Here is a 15,294-nt window from a genome sequence, read left to right on the forward strand (position 1 = left end):
CACAATTCGGATTGATTAAAACACAATCATCGTATTTTTCGATATACCACTCTTCTAATCACACTTTGTTCAGTGAAAAACTCGTATCCGAAGTAGCAAATTTCAATATTGATGGTCAAAATAAAGACGACCGCACAGTAATATGGGTGAGAAGTAAGCAATAGCTTGGAGGCCGATGCTTCAGCTGGAAGCGGGCCTAGTAGAGGAAAGTGATGGTGAAACAAAGACTGTTCAGCGCGGCTATTTTAACGTTATTCGTTGGGTTTATTTTTAAATCCAACAGTTATGCGACAACAGCGAGTGTCGCGACCTTATATACCGATGGCGAATTAGCTTTCGTGAAGCAAGGTGATGTGAATAGCCACTTTCGCGTGATATTTATCCATGGCTCACCAGGAAGTAAAGAGGCCTACAAAATCTATTTGAACGACAAGTGGCTGCAAAAACATGCTGAGCTGATTTCCGTCGATAGAATAGGTTATGGCCAGTCTCCACACCGTCTAGATGCGAGCTTAGATTCACAAGCCGATTCTATTTTGCCCTTACTTGCAAAAGACAAAGCTAATATTCTTGTTGGCCATTCATTGGGTGGGCCCATCGCACTTGATGTTGCGCTGATGCATCCAGATTTAGTCCAAGGCCTAGTGCTCGTCGCTCCTGCTTTTGATCCTAAATTGGAAAAACCCAAATGGTATAACTGGATAGCAGATACGTGGCTGGTGAATGTATTTCTGTCAGAAAACTGGAGTCGTTCAAATGCGGAAATGATGCCACTTTCTTCTGAGCTTAATAAACTGAGCCATAAAAACTGGCTCAGCTTAAATAATGTACCTGTGACGTTAATTCACGGCGTAGACGACAGCATATCTGATCCAAATAATTCTGTTTTCGCATTGGCTCGCTTATCCGGAAAGTCTAAGAAGCTAGTGAAAGTCGAGGGCCAAGGGCATTTTATACTGTGGGATGATCCTCAAACCATTATTACTGAAATTAAGGCTATGCTGTCTTCAATCCCACCAGTTAAATCAACGAATAGCCCAAGTTCAAAGTAACTTGGGTATATTCTCGTTATTTTCTTCACTCGCTTCTCGGAAAGGGATTCCAAGCGCATCGCAAGCTTCCTTGCGGGTCATGTTGAGGTGCAGCATATACATAACAATGGCTACTTCCCAATTTGAATCGTTCATACACTACCTTAGTCTTATATTTTTGATGGTATAAAAGAGGGATGATTCCGTAAGAGTAAGTTACATATATTAACAACAATAATATCAATACAATATTGACACTAAGGAAAACAAAGATTTTTATAAAATTGATCCGGATGAAATATTAACAATAAACTTTCTTTGTTAATATTTATTCATTAAAGTGTCGTTTATATATACTGATTATGTCTGTATTCTGACATAATTTATTCATTCCAAAAGGAGAGGTTTGTGTTTACTAGTGAACGTCTATTTATGACCCTGATTGAAGCTCAAGATTGGCCTCTTTTTCTGCAACTGAAAACCGACCCACTCGTTGCAAAGTGGTGCTGGGATATTCCCACCAATGAACAAGTGAGAGAACAGTTTGAATCTCGATTCAACCCGCCGACAGAAAACGGTGAGCACTGGTTCACTTATGTGGTTAGAGAAAAGCAGTCTGAGCAAGCTGTAGGAATTACGGGATTTAAACTGTCCGGTCAAATAGCCCAAGTCGGTTATTTATTTCTGCCAAACTTTATGGGCCGAGGTTACGCAACAGAAAGTCTTGGTAGTGTTATTGATTGGGGTAAAAAACACCATCAAATTGACGCTTTCTCGGCCATTGTCACAGCTGGGAACATTGCTTCGGAAAGAGTATTAGAAAAATGCGGTTTTACGTTGAGTGAGGTTATTCCAGATGCGTATGAAATCGGTCATAACAAATACGACGATCATATTTTTTCGCTGAATTTATAAGCTTTAGCCCTTTATCTGAAATATCACTGTTAGATATTGTTACGACCGCTTTTATATAAAGTATCAGCTTGTAGTGGTTGATATGTCTATTGATAACCTTAAATTAACAAAATGTGAAACTTAGCCTTACAAATGGCTGACGGTCTTCATGATATATAAAGCTTGATATCAATAAAGGCTGATGTAATTTAAGGTTCAAAGGATGAAACAAAACCTCCCTTCTTATACTGTTTTGGTGCTGGTCGCATGCACGTCATTTTCCGCTGCTGCAGAAGAGAAAAAGGAACCACCCTGGAGTGGAAATGTTCAATTTGGTTTTAGTGCAACAGGAGGGAACACCACTTCGTCTAGCACTAATGGTGGCGTAACCCTGCAATACAAAGAAGACAAATGGAATAATAAGGTCAATTTTAATGCGATTAATAATACCAGCGAAGGAGAGACTTCCGCTGAGCTTTACGATCTAGAAGTCGGGGTAAACTACTACCAAACCAAGAAGGATTTCGTCTCTTATACCAGTAGTAATACGTACAATGAGTTTAGTACTTATGATATTACGATTGTAAATGCCATTGGTTTAGGTAAACAGCTAATAGGCAATAAAAAGGTGACGCTAGATGTTCAACTTGGCCCAGGTTATCGATTCCAACGTGTAGCGGAAACTGGTGAGAAAAGTGAGGAATTGGTGGGACAAATGTCCAGCGACTTTGTGTGGAATATCAGTAAAGTGGCATCGTTTGAGCAAACATTTAACGTCAATACAGGTTCAGATAATACCCAGCTTAAAGCGAAATCCGCGCTCACCACAAAGATCCTAGACAATCTAGGGCTTCAGCTTGGTTATACCATTACTCACAATACCAACCTGCCAGAGGGAAGCAAAAATACGAAGAAAACCGACTATTATTCTAGTGTTAATGTTATCTACTCTTTTTAAAAGCTTGTAGAGGCATCCAATAACATATTGCTTCTTTCCAGATAAACTTAGACACAAGTATGGATAGTGCTCCATAATGGAGAGCAGTATTATTAGAGTTATCGGTAAGGACGCATTTAATGACGCATATCACGATGTATAGCGCCAAATCTTATGATCAAGCTTCATTTTTAGTGGAAAATGAAGCCTATCAATACGATTTCACTTTCCATGAATTTCAATTGACCGAAAAGACCGCCGGGCTTGCAAAGGGCCACGAGGTCGTATGCGCTTTTGTTAACGATGATCTCAGTGAGCCAGTTCTGCAAGTGTTGAAACAAGGTGGAACGAAAGTTATCGCTATGCGATGTGCCGGGTTTGATCGCGTCGATTTAAAGGCGGCGAAACGACTGGGATTGCAAGTTGTGAGAGTACCTGCGTATTCACCTGAGTCTGTAGCTGAACATGCTGTGGGGCTGATGATGTGCTTGAATCGTAAAATTCACAAGGCGTATCAACGCACCCGCGATGCTAATTTTGAGCTGGAAGGCTTGGTTGGTTTCAATTTTTGTGGCAAGAAAGTTGGCGTCATAGGAAGCGGAAAAATCGGTGTGGCGGCCATGCGGATTTTAAAAGGCTTAGGCATGGATATACTGTGTAACGACCCGTATGAAAACCCTCAGGCCATTGAATTGGGAGCCAAATACTGCTCTCTCGATGAAGTATTCGAGCACAGTGATATTATTACTCTGCATTGCCCAATGACGGAGGAAAACTATCATCTACTCGATAAGCATGCCTTTAGCAAAATGAAAGATGGCGTGATGGTGATAAATACCAGTCGCGGTGAGTTACTCGACTCAGCAGCGGCGATTGAAGCACTAAAACAAGGTCGAATTGGCGCACTTGGGTTAGATGTCTACGATCATGAAAAAGAACTATTCTTCCAAGATAAATCTAATGATGTGGTGACCGATGACGTCTTTCGCCGTCTATCAGCTTGTCACAATGTAATTTTCACCGGACATCAAGCATTTTTAACTAAGGAAGCGCTACACAATATTGCCGATACAACACTTGCGAACATTAAAGCTTTTCTCTGTGGTCAAACGTCAGGCAATGAGCTAGTTATGGAATAAATCAATAAGGGTTTGTTCGTGTGAGAGTGCCTCTTTGTTAACCAGAGAAGCACTCCTATATTTATCTGCCGTACCCAACCAAAAGTGATAAAAATCACTAATACCTACTAACAACCTCGAAATAAATCGATCAAAATCACAAAAAAATACTTGTTTAAATACAAACCAATTTTTAGTCGCTAGGATTCATCGAAACGTTTCGATGGCGTTTTATCGATGAAATCATAGTAAAACGACTCCGATAGCTATTTCGCCATCGGAATGAACATGACGATATAGGAATGTTGGTATAAGTATGAAGAAGTCCACTCTTATAAACTCGGAGCTGTCGTATCTGGTCGCCAGTCTTGGTCATACTGATGAAATTACTATTTGCGATGCAGGATTACCGATCCCGGTGAATACGCACAAGATCGACTTAAGTTTAACGCGCGGCGTGCCGAGCTTTATTGGTACGGTAAAAGCCATTTTGTCTGAATCAAAAATTGAGTCTGTCACTTTGGCTACTGAATTTGCCGAAGTGAGCCCAGATCTTCATAACGCGCTATTGGATGAACTCCGATCTGAAGCACAGAAGTCGGGCAGTGAGATTGGTGTTCACTATCTCTCCCATGAGGAATTCAAAACTAGAACGAAGCAGAGCCGAGCGGTGGTGAGAACGGGAGAGTGTACACCTTATGCTAACGTTATCTTCCAGGCTGGCGTGGCGTTTTAATCTTTTCGAAGCTGAGGGTTGGTGATGACAGACGCTATTTTACAACTAAAAGATATTGAGAAGGCTTTCCCGGGTGTGAAAGCGTTGGATAAGGCATGTCTTAATGTTTACCCAGGGCGGGTGATGGCCTTAATGGGAGAGAATGGCGCGGGTAAATCAACCTTGATGAAAGTGCTGACAGGCATTTATTCGCTCGATTCCGGGCTCATTCAATATCAAGGCAAACCTACAACATTTCGTGGCCCCCGAGATTCCCAACAAGCCGGGATTAGTATTATCCACCAAGAGCTCAATTTAATTCCAGAGCTGACCATTGCGGAAAACATTTTCTTGGGTCGTGAGATAACTGGGGCTCTTGGCAGAGTGCAATGGGCCAAAATGTACCAAGAAGCCGATAAACTGCTGGCAAGGTTAAACGTTAAGCACAGTTCCAAAACGCCGTTAGGTGATTTGAGTCTGGGCGAACAGCAGATGGTGGAAATTGCCAAAGCGCTGTCTCTCGAATCAAAAGTGATCATCATGGATGAGCCAACCGATGCGCTCACTGATACAGAAACAGAATCGTTGTTTAATGTGATCAATGAGCTCAGGGAACAGGGTTGCGGCATTGTTTATATCTCTCATCGCCTAAAAGAAATTTTTGAAATTTGCGACGACATTACTGTGCTTCGCGACGGTCAATTTATCAACCAGTGTTTGGTCAGCGAGACTGACGAAGACCACTTAATTGAGATGATGGTGGGGCGAAAGCTAGAAGAGCAATACCCTCGCATCGAAGCAAAACATGGCAAGGTGTGTTTAGAGGTCTCAGGCCTGACAGGATCAGGTGTCCACGATGTGAGCTTTAGCTTAAACCGTGGTGAGATTTTAGGGATCTCTGGTCTAATGGGGGCTGGTCGTACGGAGCTGATGAAAGTGATCTATGGGGCACTACCAAGTGACAAGGGCACGATACGACTTGATGGCCAACCCATTGGACCGAAGAGCCCTCAACAAGGGCTTGCGCAAGGTATCGCCTATATCTCAGAAGATCGCAAAGGCGATGGGCTCGTTTTAGACCTATCAGTCAAAGAAAATATGTCACTTTGCGCACTCGATAAATTGTCCAAAGGTGTCCAAATTCAACACAGTCAAGAAGTCTTGGCTGTTGAGGATTTCATATTACTGTTCAACATCAAGACGCCTAGTCGAAACCAGATTATTGGTAACTTATCTGGTGGTAATCAGCAAAAAGTAGCCATTGCCAAGGGGTTAATGACCCGACCGAAAGTGCTGATTTTGGATGAGCCCACTCGTGGCGTTGATGTGGGCGCGAAGAAAGAGATTTACCAGTTAATAAACAAATTTAAGGCAGAAGGAATGAGCATCATCTTAGTTTCTTCGGAAATGCCGGAAGTGTTAGGTATGAGCGACCGCATTTTAGTGATGCATGAGGGTCGGATTACTGGCGAGTTTGATGCAACAAAAGCCAACCAAGAAATGCTGCTGGCCTGCGCGGTCGGTAAGAATGTCAACGAGGATGCAGCGTGAGCACGAAGACCATGAATAAACCTGTAACGACAAGCGGCAAAACATTATTGAGTAAAGAATGGTTGATTGAGCAAAAATCCTTAATTGCCTTACTTCTTTTGATTGCTGTGGTGTCGTTTTTAAACCCTAACTTTTTTACTGTCGATAATATCCTCAATATTCTTAGGCAAACCTCAGTCAATGCTATCATTGCAGTAGGTATGACCTTGGTTATTTTGACTGCTGGAATTGATTTGAGTGTCGGCTCTGTGTTGGCACTTTGTGGTGCATTTGCTGCCAGTTTGATAGCGATGCAAGTTCCGGTACTGGTTGCCGTACCCACCGCATTACTCGCTGGCGCGGTATTGGGTGCTATCAGCGGCATCATTATCGCCAAAGGCAAGGTACAAGCCTTTATCGCCACTTTGGTTACGATGACATTATTGCGTGGTGTGACAATGGTGTATACCGAAGGTCGCCCTATCTCAACAGGTTTTACTAATACCGCCGATGCTTTTTCTTGGTTTGGTACAGGATACGCTCTTGGTATTCCAGTGCCTGTTTGGCTGATGGTGATCGTTTTCGCCATCGCTTGGTATGTGCTCAATCACACACGATTTGGTCGTTACGTTTATGCCTTGGGCGGCAATGAGTCGGCGACTCGCCTATCAGGTATCAACGTGGACCGAGTAAAAATAGGCGTTTATGCCATCAGTGGTTTACTGGCCGCTTTAGCCGGGATCATTGTCACCTCCAGACTGTCGTCGGCTCAACCTACTGCTGGTACAGGGTATGAGTTAGATGCCATTGCGGCAGTGGTATTAGGTGGCACCAGCTTAATGGGCGGCAAAGGCCGAATCATGGGAACCTTAATTGGTGCTTTGATTATTGGTTTTTTGAACAACGCGTTAAACCTGCTGGATGTATCGTCTTACTACCAGATGATCGCAAAAGCGGTAGTTATCCTACTTGCGGTACTGGTAGACAATAAAAATAAATAGCAGCTTAAAACCTGGCTTGAATCGCTTGCCTCAAGCCACCCTACATTAAGGACATAACGATGAAAAAATTAGTAACTTTTATTTTTTCGCTATTACTAACTTCGGTTTATTCTGTCGCAGCTCATGCTCAAGACACGATAGCCATTGTTATTTCAACTTTAAACAACCCGTTTTTCGTTTCTATGAAAGATGGGGCGGAAGCCAAGGCCAAAGAATTGGGCTATAAGTTGATTGTGTTGGATTCACAAAATGATCCGAGCAAAGAGTTATCCAATGTTGAAGATTTGACGGTTCGTGGTGTGAAAGCGATTTTAATTAACCCGACTGACTCAGATGCGGTTGCCAATGCGATTCGCATGGCGAACAGAGCCAACATACCCGTGATTACACTAGACCGTGGTGCAAGCCGAGGCAAAGTAGTGAGCCATATTGCTTCAGATAATGTTGCTGGTGGTAAAATGGCAGGTGATTTCATTGTGAGTAAACTGGGTGATAACGCGAAAGTGATCCAACTTGAAGGCATCGCAGGTACATCTGCTGCACGCGAAAGAGGTGAAGGCTTCATGCAGGCGGTGAAAGCGAGCCATATGGACCTGCTTGCCAGCCAACCTGCCGATTTCGACCGCACCAAGGGCTTGAACGTAATGGAGAACTTGCTCGAAGCGTACCCAAATGTACAAGCTGTTTTCGCTCAAAATGACGAAATGGCATTAGGCGCACTACGCGCAGTTCAGGCCTCCGGAAAGAAAGTACTGATTGTTGGTTTTGATGGCACGAAAGACGGCATTGCGGCGGTAGAGCGTGGCAAATTGGCGGCGACGATTGCTCAGCAGCCAAAACTGATCGGTGCGCTAGGGGTGGAAACAGCAGACAAAGTACTAAAAGGTGAATCTGTCGCGAAAAATATCCCAGTTCCACTAAAAGTCATTTCTAAGTAAGATACTCGAGCCGCTTTTTCTATCGTTTTGAAACGAATTAGAAGGAGCGGCTATCATGATGTCGAAATTAAACCCAATACATGTCAGTCGCCTGTTGTTAGCAACCTTTGAGATTTAGGATTCTAATATGAATAAGTTAGTGGTGATCGGAAGTGTCAACGCCGATCATGTGCTCCAAGTCCCTTCCTTTCCTCGTCCTGGAGAGACCTTACACGGTTCCAACTATCAGGTGATTCCTGGAGGGAAAGGTGCCAACCAGGCGGTTGCCGCAGCGCGGTTAGGCGCTGACATTGAATTTATCGCCAGTGTGGGGGATGATGCATTTGGTACAAATATCCGCCAGCAATTCGAGCGCGACGGTATCAATGTGTCAGGTGTAAAGACACAACAAAACTGCCCAACGGGGATAGCCATGATTCAGGTTGCTGATAGTGGAGAAAACAGTATCTGTATTTCCGCTGAGGCGAATGCCCAGCTAACCGCGAAAGCTTTGGAGCCTGACTTTTCTCGTATTCAGCAGGCAGATTATGTGCTAATGCAACTGGAAACACCGATAGATGGCGTTGAAAAAGCCGCACAGATTGCGCAGGAGTACGGTACACAAGTGATTCTTAACCCTGCACCCGCACGCCCACTTTCAGATCGTTTACTGTCAATGGTTGATATTATTTCACCCAACGAGACAGAAGCCCAAGTACTGACCGGCATTGAAGTGACGGATGAGCCTTCCGTGCAAAAAGCGGCAGACACATTGCACGAAAAAGGCGTCAATTTGGTCTTAATTACGCTAGGGGCCAAAGGCGTTTGGTGCAGTGAGAAAGGTAAAGGTAAGCTGATTCCAGGTTTTCGAGTTGATGCGCAAGATACAACTGCAGCAGGGGATACCTTCAATGGCGCGTTTGTGACAGGTTTACTTGAAGCTATGCCATTAGAATCGGCCATTCGATTTGCTCACGCAGCGGCCGCTATTTCAGTGACTCGTTTTGGCGCGCAAACTTCCATCCCATCTCGTGATGAAGTGGAAGCCTTTTTAACGAGTCGATAAGGAACATATCCATGGCGACAATGAAGGACATAGCCAAGCTCGCCGGTGTATCAACGTCGACCGTCAGTCATGTCATCAACAAAACACGCTACGTGAGCGAAGAGATTTCAGAGCGCGTGAATAATGCGGCGAAAGAGCTGAACTATTATGCGCCCTCTGCGCTAGCGCGTAGCTTGAAAGTAAAGCGAACACGAACGATTGGTATGCTAGTGACCACCTCGACGAACCCATTTTTTGGTGAGGTGGTGAAAGGCGTGGAACGAAGTTGCTACCAACAAAATTACAATTTGATTTTGTGTAATACCGAAGGTGACAACCAGAGAATGAAAGCGTCCATCGATACTTTGTTGCAAAAGCGTGTCGATGGTTTACTGCTGATGTGCTCGACATTAGAAGGTGAACACATTGCAGGACTGGAGCGTTCACCCGATATCCCGATTGTGGTGATGGATTGGGGGCCGATGTCGTTTGAGTGCGATAAAATTCAAGATAACTCCTACCGTGGCGGCTATATCGCGGCCAAGCATTTGATTGAATCGGGTCACAAGGCCATTGGCTGTATCACCGGGCCACTGTCTAAACACCAAGCTGAGTATCGGTTTAATGGATTTACCCAAGCACTTGAAGAGCACCACTTACCAATACAACAAAATTGGATTGTGGAAGGGGACTTTGAATGCAAAGGCGGCTATGAAGCCTTACATAAAATGTATCAACAAGGCCCACTACCCAGCGCATTATTTGTCAGCAATGATATGATGGCAATGGGCGTTATCAATGCGGCCAACGAATTAGGCATTAACATTCCAGAAGATCTGTCTATTATCGGCTACGATGATATCCATATTGCCCAATATATGACACCATCGCTCACCACGATTCATCAGCCTAAATATCGGTTGGGACAAGCCGCGGTGGATACCTTGCTAAAGCGTTTGGAAAAAGAACTGACGGAGCCCGCTGTGGTCCAGTTAGAACCTACACTGGTTGTTCGAAATAGCGTGATGGAGAAATAGACTTATAGAGGTTGCCCTACACGAGGAGTTAAGTTGAGTCATCTATTTGGGCAAAGATTCAACCAGATACTTCTCCGTGTGGGTTGAATAAATATCTTCTCTTACGTCTCTTATCCTTTGCCAAATTTTGTTCGCTAGCTCGGGGTTGTTTTCGACAAATGGGTGGCTCAGCACCAAGTAGTAGTCTTTGGTGGTAATTGGTGGGTGGAGCTTTTTAATATGATTGCCACTTTGGCTGCCTAGAAATTTCTGAGCCATGGTGTCTTGGACGGCAATGGCTGATACACGCTGTCGCCTTAGCATGTTAAATAACTGCTCAGTAGTTTTGACTTCATAAACGTTAAAATTCTTATTCTTAAGCTCTCGAACAATAGAGAAGCCTAAATGAGCGCCCACTTTTTTGTTTGAACCAACAAGGTTCTCTCCATTCCATGATAACGGCTGGCCTTGAAGCACATAGAAGTAGTAACCTATGGTCGCAATTCGTTTGCTACGGTCCGGCTGTTGGTCGTGCATTGGATAATTCGCATATTGCGCTCGTTGCGTGTTGTAAGAAAAAATAAACCCGCCATCGACGCTGCCAGTCTCGATGTCTTGCAACACACGTTTACCTGGCACTCGTATGTATTGAACTCGTAAATCAAGCTCTTCAGCTACGGCATTGATGACATCTAATGCTAGCCCTGGAGGGGTACTCACTTCTGTACCATTTCCCATCTGGAATGGGTATGACTCTACGTCGGAGTATGCCAATCTTAGTGTAGTTTCGGCTGATGCATAGATGGGTATAGAGGCTGCTACCACCAAGACGAACAGATTGCGGATCACTTGAATCATATTCTTTACCTTCCTACTTAGTTTGAAGATAGTACAGTTACTCAAGTTAATTGAACGCTAATTGCCCACCAACGCCTCATTTTTCGATTCTTTTCGACCACTTTCAATATCATTAATCTTTAATAAGTAATACGGATCAACAAGGACAAGTATAGTTCTGTGTCTGAATTCAAGCATATGCATTGTTGTTGCTTTTCGACATGACTAATAATTATGCGTTATTGCTCAAGTGAATAATTTTATACCTTGTGGCCGCTTAATCTGAACGATAGTCTCGTATTTGTCATTTGGACCAAGCTTTATCAGGTCAATTCAGGGTTATTTTTTAGGGAAGAAACATTGAATATCAACATCACAAACAAACAAATTATTCAGTGCAGATCAAAAGACGCCGGATCATGTGAAGGATGCGCATTTGACGGGGATATGGAATGTAGTCGGCCCGAGCTGGGGCCGGAAATGGTCGATTTTTTAAATTGTGAAAAGCACCAGTGCATTTTTGTCGTAACGGATGTTGAGCCGAGCCAATAACGTTGGAATGACCTTACTGAGGTTTTATACTGGCGAGCTGCCTCACGGGTCTTTTGGCATACACAATAATACCCACTACCATCAGTATTGCTGCCAGCACAGTCAACACTGATGTCATGGTCACCACTTCATTAAAAGAAGAGGTAATTGAGTAAATCTCACCAGAGATTGCAGTACTAATTGGGAAACAACCCTGCATGACGGTATTTAATACCGTGCTGGCCCCACTCGCTTGGTTTTGCTCGACGTGTGAAAGTGCTATTCGATATGCGCTAGAAGCTAGGCATGAATTGCCAAATCCAGCAAACGCCGTCGCAATCACCAGATCCCATACTTGTATCTGATTACCGAACCAATCTATGGCGTAGGTGGTGCTAATAAAACCAATGACCGTCAAACTAATGCCAATAATGTAATACCGGTAATCGTCAATACGTGCGCCAATGCGCTTGCTTAATATGCTACCCAAAAAGTAAAGAAGCCCCATCGAAATAAAGGTGTTCCCAGATTGCAATGGTGTAAAGTGCAACTTACTCTGCAACGTTAAAGCGGTAACGAAAATATAACCAGGGAATGTAAGAGCAACGCCCATCAAGCATATAATTCCAACAACAAACTTTGGTGTGTTAAATAAAGACGGGGGAAACACGGGGTTTTGTTTCTGAGCCTCTTTTCGTACTTGGAGATTCCAAAGCATCCAGCTTAGTGGAAGGGTGAATAGGAGTAACCACCATAGTTCTGGCCAATGGCTGCCGACAGACATTGGGACGAGTAAGCAGGTTAACAACAAAGTAAATAGAGAGATACCCGCATAATCCATTTTAGGAATGGCTTGCGTTTGGGATTCGGGAATGACTTTAAAGCCAAATATCAACACAAATACGCAAACGGGAATATTGACGAAAAAGGTGAGTCGCCATCCTAAATCAAAGACATTGGCAGATACTAGCCACCCTCCCAACGACTGACCTAAAACAAAAGAAAGGCCGCCAATTGAGGTATAAATGCCCACTGCTCGGCTATGACGTTCACCTGAGAGCGAAGAATGTATGATGGCAAGAATTTGCGGAATGAGCAGAGCGCCAAAGACGCCTTGTAATAGCCGTCCTATCAGCATAACCGTCAGATTCTCCGACATACCACAGATCACAGAAGCTAAGCCAAATCCTATAACGCCAATCAGAAATATCTTTTTTCTGCCATAGCGATCCCCCAATCGCCCCCCTGTTGCGATCATGGCTGCATAGGCAAGGCCATAAATGGCAACAATCAGTACCAGTCCAATGTCATTAGTATCAAGAGATTGTCCGATCCTTTCTAATGCGACATTGACGATGGAAAAATCAATTTGAGGTAATAGCTGCCCTGCAACGAGCAAGATTAATGCAAATGTGCCAAGTGAATTTTTCTGAGATTCCATAATATGCTATCCCTATTCAAGTCACCCTGATTCCTCACCTTGAGGTAACGGGGTATACCAATTGAAAATGAACCGCTATTATGAGACCTGCGTGATCTGCATCAAGAAACTACTTAGACTCGTATAAATAGTATCAGGATAAACCATGGCCAATACAAATTACCAAATGATTGGCGATTTTCTTCGTCGTAAAAGAGAAAGCATTGCACCAGAGGAGATGGGGCTACCGACACCACTACGTCGACGTACGCCAGGGTTGAGGCGTGAAGATGTTGCCCATCTCGCAGGGATGAGCACCGTTTGGTACAGTAAAATTGAACGAGGTAAGGCTGCGGGTATATCAGACATCGCGCTGATGGCGCTAGGTGATGCGCTTCGGTTAAACCCCTCTGAGAAGCAATATATTAAAACCTTGGCTACCCAACAGTATTCCATTCCTTCTGAAGCTTGCTTTCAAATATCAACTGAGTCAAAAAGGTTGCTTGATCAACTAGACCCGCTTCCCGCTCTGGTGATTAATGATTACTTTGATATTCTTGCATGTAACCAGTCTTACAAGAGAATGTGTGGGATAGACTTGAGCATGTTGCCGCTAGAAGAGCGAAATTATGTTTATTTAACAATTACTCACGCCAAGTGGCAAAAGTTTATGCAAATCAACGACTCGAATTCGTTGGATGAAAACCTGCAGCGGATGGCCGCTATCCTTCGGGCCATGTCAGCACCAAAAACAGATGATCAAATATTAAAGCAACGTATCAAACGTTTTCAGGGCATCTCCGATGCATTTAGCGATTTTTGGAGCGAAAAATCAGTACGCTATTGTGAAGAAGCAGAGTTCGAATTTTGCCACGCAGAGTTGGATTTAATGATCTTCAAAAAACAGATTTGGTGGAATTTTTCTGGCAATACGAGCGGCAGGATGATCGTTTATCATCCGCGCACAGACGTTGAGCATCAGAAGTTGGCAGGTATTTGGAATTAAATTAACGTTATGCTAAATAAGACAATAAGTTATGTGCCTTTGGAGTCGTTGTGATGACCACCCTAGAAAAACAAACCAATGCTGACAAACTAATAAACGGTTATGCCAACGTTGCAGATGGTATCGCACTGTTGTTTTCAGACTATGTTGAAGTCATCATTCATGACATGGTTAGCCAACAAGTGGTGTATATCGCTAACAACCTATCGAAAAGAAAGCTGGGGGATCCTTCAGCACTGGATGAAGTGGACTTTGATCCATCAGAGAATGTGATTGGCCCCTATGAGAAAATTAACTGGGATGGTAAACGCATTTGCTCAACCAGCGTTGTGATTCGTGATGAAAGGTCAAAACCGATTGGTATGCTGTGTATCAATATGAATACGGCCCCCGTCGAAGAAGCAAAGGCTTTACTAGAAACCCTCTTACCAGTTAAGACGCTCATCCCGCAGCCAGAAAAGCTGTTTCATGACGATTGGCAAGAAAAAATAAACAGCTTTGTACATTCTTGGTTGTCGAATAATAGAGTGACCTTGTCAACATTGAGCCGAGCGGAAAAGAAAAAGTTGGTAGAAGCTCTATTTAATGAGGGCGCGTTTAAGGCCAAGAGTTCAGCAGATTATGTGGCCAATGTGCTTAATATGGGGCGAGCAACGGTATTTAATTATCTGCGTGAAATCCGCAATCGAGGAGCGTGATTTAATGACGGTACGATTGGAAAAAGTAGCCAGTTGTTCAAAGCCAATTTTGAAGTATAGAACGCCTGAATCAGGCGCTATAACACTCACTGTAACTAGGGCACTCGCTGCACGAGGCTGAAGGGCATATTGGCAAACCAGAACTTAAACAAAATTGTCGATAAAGGAATTTTTTCCATCGCATTGCATTGCCAATGTTTTTTTCCGCAAGGGTTGGAAAGTAGGTATGGAAAAGGCTCGATACCTTCTGCCTTTCCTCGAATCCCATATCAGTGTACAAGTGCGTCTTACCGCAACACGCTATGGCGATTTTATGGGCCCAAACTTTAGCTTGGACGGATTGGTCTGAATGATTAAGCATCAGCTCCACTAAGTCATCGTAAAACTCTAAAGGGAGAGGGTTTGCGGTGATGAGTTGGCTATATCTTTTCACCTCTGTATCTGGAATAGAGTGACGTTTACCCGCCATTGCTTGAAGTTTTGAAACGTAGAAGGTTTTAGATTGGTCAATATCCATATGAAAATCCATCTGCTATAAAAGTCCTTTTAAAATAAGTGGTTAAATTTTCCTTAGCCACAAATAATACACTAATATGAT

16 protein-coding genes are annotated in these 15,294 nt (G+C 43.6%); 12 read left to right on the forward strand and 4 right to left on the reverse strand.

What is annotated here, in order from left to right:
• The first annotated feature begins 212 nt into the window (after window positions 1-212).
• Window positions 213-1,052 carry an alpha/beta fold hydrolase gene (locus M9194_RS13585; protein ID WP_250613217.1) on the forward strand — a complete coding sequence of 280 codons (840 nt, stop codon included), beginning with the start codon at window positions 213-215 and terminating at the stop codon, window positions 1,050-1,052.
• Here the strand turns inward: M9194_RS13585 and M9194_RS13590 are convergent.
• Window positions 1,044-1,187: a hypothetical protein gene (locus M9194_RS13590; RefSeq protein WP_250613218.1), complete on the reverse strand. Its 144-nt coding sequence runs from the start codon at window positions 1,185-1,187 to the stop codon at window positions 1,044-1,046. The genes M9194_RS13585 and M9194_RS13590 overlap by 9 nt on opposite strands.
• Window positions 1,188-1,439: 252 nt before the next feature.
• On the opposite strand from M9194_RS13590, the gene M9194_RS13595 reads away from it, so the two are divergent.
• The 9 genes from M9194_RS13595 to M9194_RS13635 all read left to right on the forward strand — a co-directional run bounded on the left by M9194_RS13595 (window position 1,440) and on the right by M9194_RS13635 (window position 10,225).
• Complete coding sequence (locus M9194_RS13595) at window positions 1,440-1,946, forward strand: GNAT family N-acetyltransferase (protein ID WP_250613219.1); 507 nt, start codon at window positions 1,440-1,442, stop codon at window positions 1,944-1,946.
• Window positions 1,947-2,148: 202 nt separating this feature from the next.
• Window positions 2,149-2,883, forward strand: a complete 735-nt coding sequence (locus tag M9194_RS13600; RefSeq protein ID WP_250613220.1) for a DUF481 domain-containing protein — start codon at window positions 2,149-2,151, stop codon at window positions 2,881-2,883.
• Between the two features lie 119 nt (window positions 2,884-3,002).
• On the forward strand, window positions 3,003-4,001 hold the full coding sequence (locus M9194_RS13605; protein WP_250613221.1) for a 2-hydroxyacid dehydrogenase: 999 nt from the start codon (window positions 3,003-3,005) through the stop codon (window positions 3,999-4,001).
• A 295-nt stretch (window positions 4,002-4,296) separates the two neighbouring features.
• Window positions 4,297-4,716, forward strand: a complete 420-nt coding sequence (gene rbsD, locus M9194_RS13610; RefSeq protein ID WP_250613222.1) for a D-ribose pyranase — start codon at window positions 4,297-4,299, stop codon at window positions 4,714-4,716.
• 24 nt (window positions 4,717-4,740) lie between these two features.
• Window positions 4,741-6,246 carry a ribose ABC transporter ATP-binding protein RbsA gene (gene rbsA, locus M9194_RS13615; protein ID WP_250613223.1) on the forward strand — a complete coding sequence of 502 codons (1,506 nt, stop codon included), beginning with the start codon at window positions 4,741-4,743 and terminating at the stop codon, window positions 6,244-6,246.
• Window positions 6,243-7,226 carry a ribose ABC transporter permease gene (gene rbsC, locus M9194_RS13620; protein WP_250613224.1) on the forward strand — a complete coding sequence of 328 codons (984 nt, stop codon included), beginning with the start codon at window positions 6,243-6,245 and terminating at the stop codon, window positions 7,224-7,226. The genes rbsA and rbsC overlap by 4 nt, the downstream gene beginning before the upstream one ends.
• Before the next feature lie 59 nt (window positions 7,227-7,285).
• Window positions 7,286-8,164 carry a ribose ABC transporter substrate-binding protein RbsB gene (gene rbsB, locus M9194_RS13625; RefSeq protein WP_250613225.1) on the forward strand — a complete coding sequence of 293 codons (879 nt, stop codon included), beginning with the start codon at window positions 7,286-7,288 and terminating at the stop codon, window positions 8,162-8,164.
• A gap of 127 nt (window positions 8,165-8,291) precedes the next feature.
• The gene (gene rbsK, locus M9194_RS13630) at window positions 8,292-9,209 is read left to right on the forward strand and encodes a ribokinase (RefSeq protein ID WP_250613226.1); all 918 of its coding nucleotides are present in this window, start codon (window positions 8,292-8,294) and stop codon (window positions 9,207-9,209) included.
• 11 nt (window positions 9,210-9,220) lie between these two features.
• Window positions 9,221-10,225 (forward strand): substrate-binding domain-containing protein, encoded by a 1,005-nt coding sequence (locus M9194_RS13635; RefSeq protein WP_250613227.1) that lies wholly within the window; start codon window positions 9,221-9,223, stop codon window positions 10,223-10,225.
• 42 nt (window positions 10,226-10,267) lie between these two features.
• Here M9194_RS13635 and M9194_RS13640 read toward each other — a convergent pair whose 3' ends face one another.
• Together M9194_RS13640 and M9194_RS13645 are read right to left on the reverse strand one after the other, a co-directional pair.
• Window positions 10,268-11,062, reverse strand: coding sequence for a substrate-binding periplasmic protein (locus tag M9194_RS13640; protein ID WP_250613228.1), 795 nt, complete (start codon window positions 11,060-11,062; stop codon window positions 10,268-10,270).
• Between the two features lie 544 nt (window positions 11,063-11,606).
• Complete coding sequence (locus M9194_RS13645; protein WP_250613229.1) at window positions 11,607-13,013, reverse strand: MFS transporter; 1,407 nt, start codon at window positions 13,011-13,013, stop codon at window positions 11,607-11,609.
• A 145-nt stretch (window positions 13,014-13,158) separates the two neighbouring features.
• Between M9194_RS13645 and M9194_RS13650 the strand changes: the two genes are divergently transcribed.
• On the forward strand, window positions 13,159-13,998 hold the full coding sequence (locus tag M9194_RS13650) for a helix-turn-helix transcriptional regulator (RefSeq protein ID WP_250613230.1): 840 nt from the start codon (window positions 13,159-13,161) through the stop codon (window positions 13,996-13,998).
• A gap of 53 nt (window positions 13,999-14,051) precedes the next feature.
• A complete protein-coding gene (locus tag M9194_RS13655; protein WP_250613279.1) occupies window positions 14,052-14,696 on the forward strand; it encodes a helix-turn-helix transcriptional regulator in 645 nt (214 codons plus the stop codon).
• Between the two features lie 70 nt (window positions 14,697-14,766).
• On the opposite strand, the gene M9194_RS13660 is transcribed toward M9194_RS13655, so the two are convergent.
• Entirely contained in the window at window positions 14,767-15,213 is a 447-nt protein-coding gene (locus M9194_RS13660; RefSeq protein ID WP_250613231.1) for a nitrogen fixation protein NifQ, read from the reverse strand.
• Between the last annotated feature and the right edge of the window lie 81 nt (window positions 15,214-15,294).

This window comes from Vibrio sinus, from assembly GCF_023634645.1.
GTDB lineage: Bacteria > Pseudomonadota > Gammaproteobacteria > Enterobacterales > Vibrionaceae > Vibrio > Vibrio sinus.

Excerpts from the sequence above, each read along its gene's own strand:
- rbsK (WP_250613226.1), top strand. The coding sequence starts at position 8,292 with ATGAATAAGTTAGTGGTGATCGGAAGTGTCAACGCCGATCATGTGCTC.
- M9194_RS13655 (WP_250613279.1), top strand. The coding sequence starts at position 14,052 with ATGACCACCCTAGAAAAACAAACCAATGCTGACAAACTAATAAACGGT.
- M9194_RS13645 (WP_250613229.1), bottom strand. The coding sequence starts at position 13,013 with ATGGAATCTCAGAAAAATTCACTTGGCACATTTGCATTAATCTTGCTC.
- M9194_RS13605 (WP_250613221.1), top strand. The coding sequence starts at position 3,003 with ATGACGCATATCACGATGTATAGCGCCAAATCTTATGATCAAGCTTCA.
- rbsD (WP_250613222.1), top strand. The coding sequence starts at position 4,297 with ATGAAGAAGTCCACTCTTATAAACTCGGAGCTGTCGTATCTGGTCGCC.
- M9194_RS13585 (WP_250613217.1), top strand. The coding sequence starts at position 213 with ATGGTGAAACAAAGACTGTTCAGCGCGGCTATTTTAACGTTATTCGTT.
- M9194_RS13635 (WP_250613227.1), top strand. The coding sequence starts at position 9,221 with ATGGCGACAATGAAGGACATAGCCAAGCTCGCCGGTGTATCAACGTCG.
- M9194_RS13650 (WP_250613230.1), top strand. The coding sequence starts at position 13,159 with ATGGCCAATACAAATTACCAAATGATTGGCGATTTTCTTCGTCGTAAA.
- rbsA (WP_250613223.1), top strand. The coding sequence starts at position 4,741 with ATGACAGACGCTATTTTACAACTAAAAGATATTGAGAAGGCTTTCCCG.
- M9194_RS13660 (WP_250613231.1), bottom strand. The coding sequence starts at position 15,213 with ATGGATATTGACCAATCTAAAACCTTCTACGTTTCAAAACTTCAAGCA.
- rbsB (WP_250613225.1), top strand. The coding sequence starts at position 7,286 with ATGAAAAAATTAGTAACTTTTATTTTTTCGCTATTACTAACTTCGGTT.
- M9194_RS13600 (WP_250613220.1), top strand. The coding sequence starts at position 2,149 with ATGAAACAAAACCTCCCTTCTTATACTGTTTTGGTGCTGGTCGCATGC.
- M9194_RS13640 (WP_250613228.1), bottom strand. The coding sequence starts at position 11,062 with ATGATTCAAGTGATCCGCAATCTGTTCGTCTTGGTGGTAGCAGCCTCT.
- M9194_RS13590 (WP_250613218.1), bottom strand. The coding sequence starts at position 1,187 with ATGAACGATTCAAATTGGGAAGTAGCCATTGTTATGTATATGCTGCAC.